This is a genomic window from Zestomonas carbonaria (genome assembly GCF_904061905.1).
Lineage (GTDB): Bacteria > Pseudomonadota > Gammaproteobacteria > Pseudomonadales > Pseudomonadaceae > Aquipseudomonas > Aquipseudomonas carbonaria.
Genome location: NZ_CAJFCI010000060.1, coordinates 69028 through 76221 on the forward strand (window position 1 = coordinate 69028; position 7194 = coordinate 76221).

Consider the following 7194-nt stretch of genomic DNA (forward strand, 5'->3'; position numbering starts at 1 on the left):
ATGCAAAGTAGTAGCGAGTTGTTCCCCGTCGCGCTGATCAGCGCCGAGCTGCGGGGTGATCTGAGTGAGGATGTCTACCGTCTGAAGCCGGGCAACAGTCCAGATTTCAGCGTCGAACTGGCCTTGACCCGCCTCGGGATGCATGGCCAGGACGCGCGGCGCGGCGTGCCGGTGATATTGCTGCATGGCAGTTTCTCCAACCGGCGCTTCTGGTATTCGCCCCGAGGCCTGGGCCTCGGCCCATTCCTGGCACGTGCTGGTTTCGACGTGTGGATCGCCGAAATGCGTGGCCACGGTCTGTCGCCGCGCAACCAGGCCTACCGCCACAATCGCGTGGCCGATTACGCGCGCTACGACCTGCCGGCCATCGCTGCCTTCGTACGCGAGCAGAGCGGCCAGGTGCCGCACTGGGTCGGCCATTCGCTGGGCGGCATCATCCTCGCGGCTGCATTGGGTGGCCATTATCTCGGCGAGAGCGAAGTGGCTTCGGCGGCATTGTTCGGCAGCCAGATCAGCCGCATCTACTGGCCGCTCAAGGTGCCGCCCGTGGAGTGGGGCGGACGTCTGCTGCTCAAGCGATTTCCAGTGCTGTCCGGTGCGCGTCTCAAGCGCGGGCCGGAGGACGAGCCGATCGGGCTGGCCCTCGAAACCCTGCGCTGGCACGGCCTGTTCGGGCGTTTCGGTGAGCGTGGCAACGACTGGTGGGCCGGCCTGGCCGAAGTGCGGGTGCCGGTGTTGGCGGTGGCCGCCCGGGGCGACCATCAGGACCCGGCCTGGGCTTGCCGCAAGCTGCTGGAGCAGTTCGGTTCGCCGCAGCGCGAGTTCCTCTGCCTGGGCAAGAGGCACGGACACAGCGACGACTACGGGCACATCGAGATGCTGGTCAGCAAGCCGGCACAGGGCGAAGTCTGGCCGCTGGTCGAGCACTGGCTGCGCCATCTGGCGCTACCAGCGCGGCCCGGCACCGATGGCTCAGGCGATCGAGCGCAGCACGCCTCCATCCACCCGTAGCGCTGCGCCGGTGGTGGCCGATGCCTGCTCCGAGGCCAGGTAGACCGCCATGTTGGCCACCTCGTCGACCGTCGCCAGGCGGCGGATCAGCGAGGTGGGGCGGTGCTCGGCGATGAAGTCGCGCTCCATCTGCTCCACCGACACGCCCTGTTCCTGGGCCATCGCCGCGAAGAAGCCGCCGACGCCTTCCGAGCGGGTCGGGCCGGGCAGGATCGCATTCACCGTCACCCCGGTGCCGGCCAGGGTTTCCGCCAGGCCGCGGGAAACCGCCAGTTGCGCGGTCTTGCTCATGCCGTAGTGGACCATCTCGGTGGGAATCTGCAACGCCGACTCGCTGGACAGGAACAGCACCCGGCCCCAGCCGCGATGGCTCATCCCGCGGGCGTAGTGACGGGCCAGGCGCACGCCGCTCATCACGTTGACCTCGAAGACGTGCAGCCAGTCCTCGTCGGGAATGTCGAAGAATCCCTTGGGTTCGAAGATGCCCAGGTTGTTGACCAGGATGTCGGTATCGGGCGCCTGCTGGATGAAGCTGGCGACGCCGGCCGCGTCGCCCAGGTCGGCGGCGATACCGCTGACCTTCGCCAGTGGCACGCTTTCACGCAGCAGATGCAGGGCCTCGTCGACGCGCTCCTGGGTGCGTCCATTGATCACCACCTCGGCGCCAGCGGCCGCCAGCCCCCTGGCGATGGCCAAACCGATGCCGGCGGTGGAGCCGCTGACGATGGCGCGTTTACTGGAAAGGTCGATATGCATGCGGGCCTCCTGCTGGCATTGTTCACAGTGCTCTGTTGATCGCTCGCGGCGGGGCGAGTTCAGTGCCCGTGATGAACGGGTACCCGGTGTGGTTCCAGGCTCCAGCCGAGAGCGGGGTGGGCATTCCGCTGCACGGGTCGTCCGGCTAAGATGCGACCCATGTGCGACTTGCGGTCATTTCGGATGCCGAGGGAGCTGTCATGTTCGTTGCGCTCGAACGCTTGCTGAATCTGGAAGACGGTTACCGGCGCACGTTCCAGCTCGCTGGCCGCCAGTTGCTGCTGCTGGTGGTCGAGCGCCAGCCGTTGCTGATCGAGAGCCGCTGCCCGCACCAGGGCGCGCCCTTGCACAACGCCACGCTGGCGGGTAGCGTGCTGCGCTGCTCGCGACATGGTGCTGAATTCGATCTGTTCAGCGGGCGGCCGCTGAACATGCCTTGCCAGGGGCTGACCCATTTCGCCCTGGTCTACGATGGCGACCGCATCGGCGTCGACCTCTGACCTGCTTTCCCACTCAAAGGAGCTTTCCCATGCAATACGTCACTCCCGATCTGTGCGATGCCTACCCGGAGCTTGTCCAGGTGGTCGAGCCGATGTTCAGCAACTTCGGTGGTCGCGACTCCTTCGGCGGCGAGATCGTCACCATCAAGTGCCATGAGGACAACTCGCTGGTGAAGGAGCAGGTCGACCTGCCCGGCAAGGGCAAGGTGCTGGTGGTCGACGGCGGTGGCTCCCTGCGCCGCGCTCTGCTCGGCGACATGCTGGCCGAGAAGGCGGCGAAGAACGGCTGGGAAGGGATCGTGGTCTATGGCTGCATCCGCGACGTGGATGTCATCGCGCAGACCGACCTGGGCGTCCAGGCGCTGGCCAGCCATCCGATGAAGACCGACAAGCGCGGCATCGGCGATCTGAACGTACCCGTGACCTTCGGCGGCGTGACCTTCCGCCCGGGCGAGTTCGTGTATGCCGACAACAACGGCATCATCGTGTCGCCCAAGCCGCTATCGATGCCGGAGTGAGATGAAAAAGCCCGGCGTCGGTCCGATGTCGGCCTGTTGTGGCCTTCTTTGCGTCTTTTGGTCGCTATCGAGGTATCGCTGACTGGCTGGCATCGTGGCATGGCCGGGTTCTTTCTTGAAGGAGCGGGAATGTACGAAGAGCAGAATGCCCAGTGGGGGTTGGTGCATGCCTTTGTCCTGGATGGGCGGGGCGCTGCCCGGAGTATCGCGCGGCAGGAGCTGGACGATCTGCAGTTTGCCGATGGGGAAAGCCTCTGGCTGCACTGGGATCGCAGCCATCCGCAGACCCAGGACTGGCTGCGTAGATCCAGCGGCTTGAGCGAGTTCAGTTGCGATCTGTTGCTGGAGGAGAACACCCGGCCGCGCCTGCTGGCCCTGCCGAACGACGAACTGCTGCTGTTCCTGCGCGGGGTCAACCTCAATCCTGACGCCGAACCCGAGGACATGGTGTCCGTGCGCATCTTCGCCTCGGCACGTTGCGTCATTTCCCTGCGCCTGCGTCCCCTGCGGGCAACCGACGAACTGATCGAGGCCCTGGAGCGCGGGATTGGGCCGAAGAACGCTGCCGAATTGTTGCTGGAACTGGCGGACCGCTTGAACAACAAGGTCGAGGCCCTGTTGACCGAGCTGTCGGAGCAGGTGGATGGCGAGGAAGAGAAGGTCGATGCCGACGAGCGCTATACCCCGGATCACGGCCTGATGCTGCATGTGCGACGGCGCGCCGCCAGTTTGCGGCGTTTTCTCTTCCCGCAGCGCGATATCTACGCGCAGTTGTCGCGCAACAAGCTGCCGTGGTTCGCCAGTGACGATGGCGATTACTGGAACGAGCTGAACAACCGCCTGACCCGTTACCTGGAAGAGCTGGAAATGACTCGCGAGCGGGTCGGCCTGGTGCTCGAGTCGGAAAACCGACGGATGGGTGAACGAATGAACCGCATCATGTACCGCTTCAGCATCATCACGGCGATCTTCTTGCCGATGAGCTTCCTGACCGGCCTGCTGGGCATCAATGTCGGCGGTATTCCGGGCTCGGAAAGCCCATACGGCTTCCTGATCGCTTGTATGATCGTCGGCTTCATAGCCTTCGGACAGTGGTTGTTGTTCCGACGCTTGCGCTGGGTCTGATGTGACTCCTCCGCCTTTCGTCGCGTCTAGCCGACACACCCCAGAGGTATGCATGCGCGATCCATTCGAAGAGTCTCTCCGTGATTTGCTGAAAGCATCCCCATCGACCCACGATGACGATGCTGCGCTTGGGCGGGTGCTGAAAACCGCCAATCGCCAGGTGGGGGCGGGTGATCTGTTCAGCCTGATGGGCCATTGGTTCGAGGCGTTGATGAGGGCCCTGAACAGCGGTTCTGCCCATATCGCCCCCGTTTCCCGCCGCACTTCTCCCGACCGTACTGCTGATAAGGCTGAGTAAGATGGAATTCGATCCCTGGACTCAAGGTCTGGTCAACGCCATGACCAATGTATGGACGCCTGTGGCAGGCTTCATTCCGCGTCTTTTCGGGGCCTTGGTGGTGGTTCTGCTGGGCTTCGTGGTCGCCAAGCTCCTCGATACGCTGCTTTCCAAGTTACTGGCCAAACTGGGGCTGGATCGCCTGATGGCGGGCACCGGGTTGACCAAGATGCTCGCGCGAGTCGGCATCCAGGTGCCGGTTTCGAGCCTGGTGGGCAAGATCGTCTACTGGTTCGTCCTGCTGATCTTCCTGGTTTCGGCCGCCGATTCGCTGGGGCTCGGCCGCGTTTCCGCAACGCTCGACGTGCTGGCCCTGTACCTGCCCAAGGTGCTCGGTGCCGCGCTGGTGATGATCGTCGGCGTGCTGCTCGCGCAACTGGTCAACAGCCTGGTGCGCGGCGCCGCCGAGGGCGTCGGCCTCGACTATGCCGCTGGCCTGGGGCGCCTCGTCCAGGGGTTGGTGATCATCATCAGCATCTCCGTGGCCATCGGCCAGTTGGAGGTCAAGACCGAGCTGCTCAACAACGTGATCGCCATCGTGCTGATCTCCGTTGGCCTGGCCGCGGCCCTGGCCCTGGGGCTCGGCAGTCGCGAACTGGCTGGGCAGATCCTCGCCGGCATCTACGTGCGGGAACTGTACGAAGTCGGGCAACAAGTGAAGGTTGGTGAGGTCGAAGGCCAGATCGAAGAGATCGGGACGGTCAAGACCACGTTGCTCACCGAGGAGGGCATCCTGGTGTCCGTGGCCAACCGGCTCCTTCTCGAGCAACAGGTGAGCAGTCGCTAAGCGTCAATCCCTGCTAATGTATGCCGCCGAACAGCCCCGTAGCCGGGCTGTGGCGACTTCTTACCTGACCGTCGGCCCGACTCGTTTTGAATAAAGCCCAATCGCTGCCCACTCGTTACGATCCCCGCGAGCTCTCGGACGAAGAGCTGGTAACGCGTGCCCATGGCGAGCTGTTTCATGTGACCCGTGCATACGAAGAGCTGATGCGCCGGTATCAACGTACGTTGTTCAATGTTTGTGCGCGTTACTTGGGTAATGACCGCGATGCCGATGACGTATGTCAAGAAGTGATGCTGAAGGTTTTGTATGGTTTGAAGAACTTCGAGGGCAAGTCGAAGTTCAAGACATGGCTTTATAGCATCACGTACAACGAGTGCATTACCCAATACCGCAAGGAGCGTAGAAAACGGCGATTGATGGATGCCTTGAGCCTGGATCCGCAGGAAGAAGCTTCCGAGGAGAAGGCGCCGGTCCTTGCGGAGCCGGGAGGGCTGGACCGCTGGTTGGTCCATGTCAATCCCATCGATCGTGAAATCCTGGTTCTGCGCTTCGTTGCGGAGCTGGAGTTCCAGGAGATCGCCGACATCATGCACATGGGGCTCAGTGCCACCAAGATGCGCTACAAGCGGGCCCTGGACCGATTGCGAGAAAAATTTGCGGGAGCAACCGAAACTTAGTTGGAGGGAAAACCTCTTACGAAGTAAGTCGATTCAGGTAGAATCGACACCTAAGTTGTCATGCGTGTGCCTGATAACTTACCGACCATCAAGATGGGGATTTACGGATGAAATTGAAGAACACCTTGGGCGTTGTCATTGGGTCTATGCTGGCGACTTCTTCGCTGGGCGTACTGGCTCAGGGACAAGGCGCTGTCGAAGGCGAGATCTTTGCCAACCGTTATTTCGCGGACTCCACCCGTGGCTACGATAACGACGAAGGCAACCTGTTCGGCGGCTCCATTGGTTACTTCCTGACCGATGACGTGGAACTGGCTCTGTCCTATGGCGAGTATCACGACATTCGCACTCAGGCGACCAACAAGAACATCAAGGGCGAAAACGGCGCCCTGACCGCTCTCTACCACTTCGGCCAGCCCGGCCCGGGCCTGCGTCCGTACGTGTCGGCTGGTGTTGGCCACCAGACCATCGGCCAGGAGTCCGGCGGTCGTGACCACACCACCCAAGGTATCCTGGGTGCCGGTCTGAAGTACTACTTCACCGAGCACTTCTACGCTCGTGGCGGCGTGGACGGCCTGTACAACTTCGACCGTGGCGATTCCGAGTGGATGGCTGGCGTCGGCGTTGGTGTGAACTTCGGCGGTGCCAAGCCGGCTCCGGTCGTTGCCGCACCGGAACCGATCCCGGAGCCGGAACCGGTTGAAGAGCCGCCGCAAACCGTTCGTGTCGAGCTGGACGTGAAGTTCGACTTCGACAAGTCGGTGGTGAAGGAAGAAAGCTACGGCGACATCAAGAACCTGGCTGACTTCATGAACCAGTACCCGCAGACCACCACCGTGGTGGAAGGTCACACCGACTCGGTGGGTACCGACGCCTACAACCAGGCGCTGTCCGAGCGCCGCGCCAACGCGGTCCGCGATGTACTGGTCAACCAGTACGGCGTGGGTGCCGAACGCGTGGATTCGGTTGGTTACGGCGAGTCCCGTCCGGTGGCGGACAACGCCACTGCCGAAGGCCGTGCGATCAACCGTCGCGTGGAAGCGGAAGTGGAAGCCCAGGTTCAGCAGTAAGCTGCTGGCGCTTCAGGAAAAACCCGGCCTCGGCCGGGTTTTTCTTTGCCTGCTCGGCACGGTGTGGGCGGGTTTTTCTGGATTCCCGCGTGCGCGCACTGCTGTCCGGCACGCCTCATGCTATTAACAGTTGCCCCTGACGCAGGTTGATTTCGCGCATTCGCTCCTGTCGTCGTCGGTAACGTTCGGCCTCTAGACCAGGGCGCTGAAACAGCGTCGCCTGCACCTCCACCATCAGCATCCACAGGCTCTGCTGCGTTCCCGTTCTGCGTTGGTAAAGACTCAGCAGCAAATAGCTGATCAGCGCACAGAGAATCTGGAGGCGCACGGCATTCTCGCTACGGCCCAGGAAACGCCTGACCTTCAGGTGTTGCTTGATCCATTTGAAAAACAGCTCGATCCGCCAGCGATCC

10 protein-coding genes are annotated in these 7194 nt (G+C 62.6%); 8 read left to right on the top strand and 2 right to left on the bottom strand.

Translation table 11 applies throughout. The features are described 5' to 3' along the window. On the top strand, positions 1-1011 hold the full coding sequence (locus tag PSEWESI4_RS15480) for an alpha/beta fold hydrolase (protein WP_187672112.1): 1011 nt from the start codon (positions 1-3) through the stop codon (positions 1009-1011). Here PSEWESI4_RS15480 and PSEWESI4_RS15485 read toward each other — a convergent pair. Further along, positions 973-1767: an SDR family NAD(P)-dependent oxidoreductase gene (locus PSEWESI4_RS15485; RefSeq protein WP_187672113.1), complete on the bottom strand. Its 795-nt coding sequence runs from the start codon at positions 1765-1767 to the stop codon at positions 973-975. The genes PSEWESI4_RS15480 and PSEWESI4_RS15485 overlap by 39 nt on opposite strands. A 200-nt stretch (positions 1768-1967) precedes the next feature. Here PSEWESI4_RS15485 and PSEWESI4_RS15490 point away from each other — a divergent pair, with 200 nt between their 5' ends. The 7 genes from PSEWESI4_RS15490 to PSEWESI4_RS15520 all read left to right on the top strand — a co-directional run bounded on the left by PSEWESI4_RS15490 (position 1968) and on the right by PSEWESI4_RS15520 (position 6781). Beyond that, the gene (locus PSEWESI4_RS15490; RefSeq protein ID WP_187672114.1) at positions 1968-2267 is read left to right on the top strand and encodes a Rieske (2Fe-2S) protein; all 300 of its coding nucleotides are present in this window, start codon (positions 1968-1970) and stop codon (positions 2265-2267) included. A 29-nt stretch (positions 2268-2296) separates the two neighbouring features. Beyond that, a complete protein-coding gene (rraA, locus tag PSEWESI4_RS15495) occupies positions 2297-2785 on the top strand; it encodes a ribonuclease E activity regulator RraA (protein WP_187672115.1) in 489 nt (162 codons plus the stop codon). A gap of 129 nt (positions 2786-2914) precedes the next feature. Then, positions 2915-3910 (top strand): zinc transporter ZntB, encoded by a 996-nt coding sequence (locus tag PSEWESI4_RS15500; protein ID WP_187672116.1) that lies wholly within the window; start codon positions 2915-2917, stop codon positions 3908-3910. Between the two features lie 52 nt (positions 3911-3962). Next, positions 3963-4208, top strand: a complete 246-nt coding sequence (locus tag PSEWESI4_RS15505) for a CrfX protein (protein WP_187672117.1) — start codon at positions 3963-3965, stop codon at positions 4206-4208. A 1-nt stretch (position 4209) separates the two neighbouring features. Beyond that, positions 4210-5034, top strand: coding sequence for a mechanosensitive ion channel family protein (locus tag PSEWESI4_RS15510; protein ID WP_187672118.1), 825 nt, complete (start codon positions 4210-4212; stop codon positions 5032-5034). 86 nt (positions 5035-5120) lie between these two features. Then, complete coding sequence (gene sigX, locus PSEWESI4_RS15515; protein WP_187672119.1) at positions 5121-5711, top strand: RNA polymerase sigma factor SigX; 591 nt, start codon at positions 5121-5123, stop codon at positions 5709-5711. A 107-nt stretch (positions 5712-5818) separates the two neighbouring features. Further along, a complete protein-coding gene (locus PSEWESI4_RS15520; RefSeq protein ID WP_187672120.1) occupies positions 5819-6781 on the top strand; it encodes an OmpA family protein in 963 nt (320 codons plus the stop codon). 115 nt (positions 6782-6896) lie between these two features. On the opposite strand, the gene PSEWESI4_RS15525 is transcribed toward PSEWESI4_RS15520, so the two are convergent. Continuing rightward, the coding region (locus tag PSEWESI4_RS15525; protein ID WP_187672121.1) for a transposase at positions 6897-7194 on the bottom strand (298 nt) is incomplete at its 5' end.

What these genes read in the sequence shown, in the direction of transcription:
- PSEWESI4_RS15480 (WP_187672112.1), top strand. Translation starts at nt 1, where the DNA reads ATGCAAAGTAGTAGCGAGTTGTTCCCCGTCGCGCTGATCAGCGCCGAG.
- PSEWESI4_RS15485 (WP_187672113.1), bottom strand. Translation starts at nt 1,767, where the DNA reads ATGCATATCGACCTTTCCAGTAAACGCGCCATCGTCAGCGGCTCCACC.
- PSEWESI4_RS15490 (WP_187672114.1), top strand. Translation starts at nt 1,968, where the DNA reads ATGTTCGTTGCGCTCGAACGCTTGCTGAATCTGGAAGACGGTTACCGG.
- rraA (WP_187672115.1), top strand. Translation starts at nt 2,297, where the DNA reads ATGCAATACGTCACTCCCGATCTGTGCGATGCCTACCCGGAGCTTGTC.
- PSEWESI4_RS15500 (WP_187672116.1), top strand. Translation starts at nt 2,915, where the DNA reads ATGTACGAAGAGCAGAATGCCCAGTGGGGGTTGGTGCATGCCTTTGTC.
- PSEWESI4_RS15505 (WP_187672117.1), top strand. Translation starts at nt 3,963, where the DNA reads ATGCGCGATCCATTCGAAGAGTCTCTCCGTGATTTGCTGAAAGCATCC.
- PSEWESI4_RS15510 (WP_187672118.1), top strand. Translation starts at nt 4,210, where the DNA reads ATGGAATTCGATCCCTGGACTCAAGGTCTGGTCAACGCCATGACCAAT.
- PSEWESI4_RS15520 (WP_187672120.1), top strand. Translation starts at nt 5,819, where the DNA reads ATGAAATTGAAGAACACCTTGGGCGTTGTCATTGGGTCTATGCTGGCG.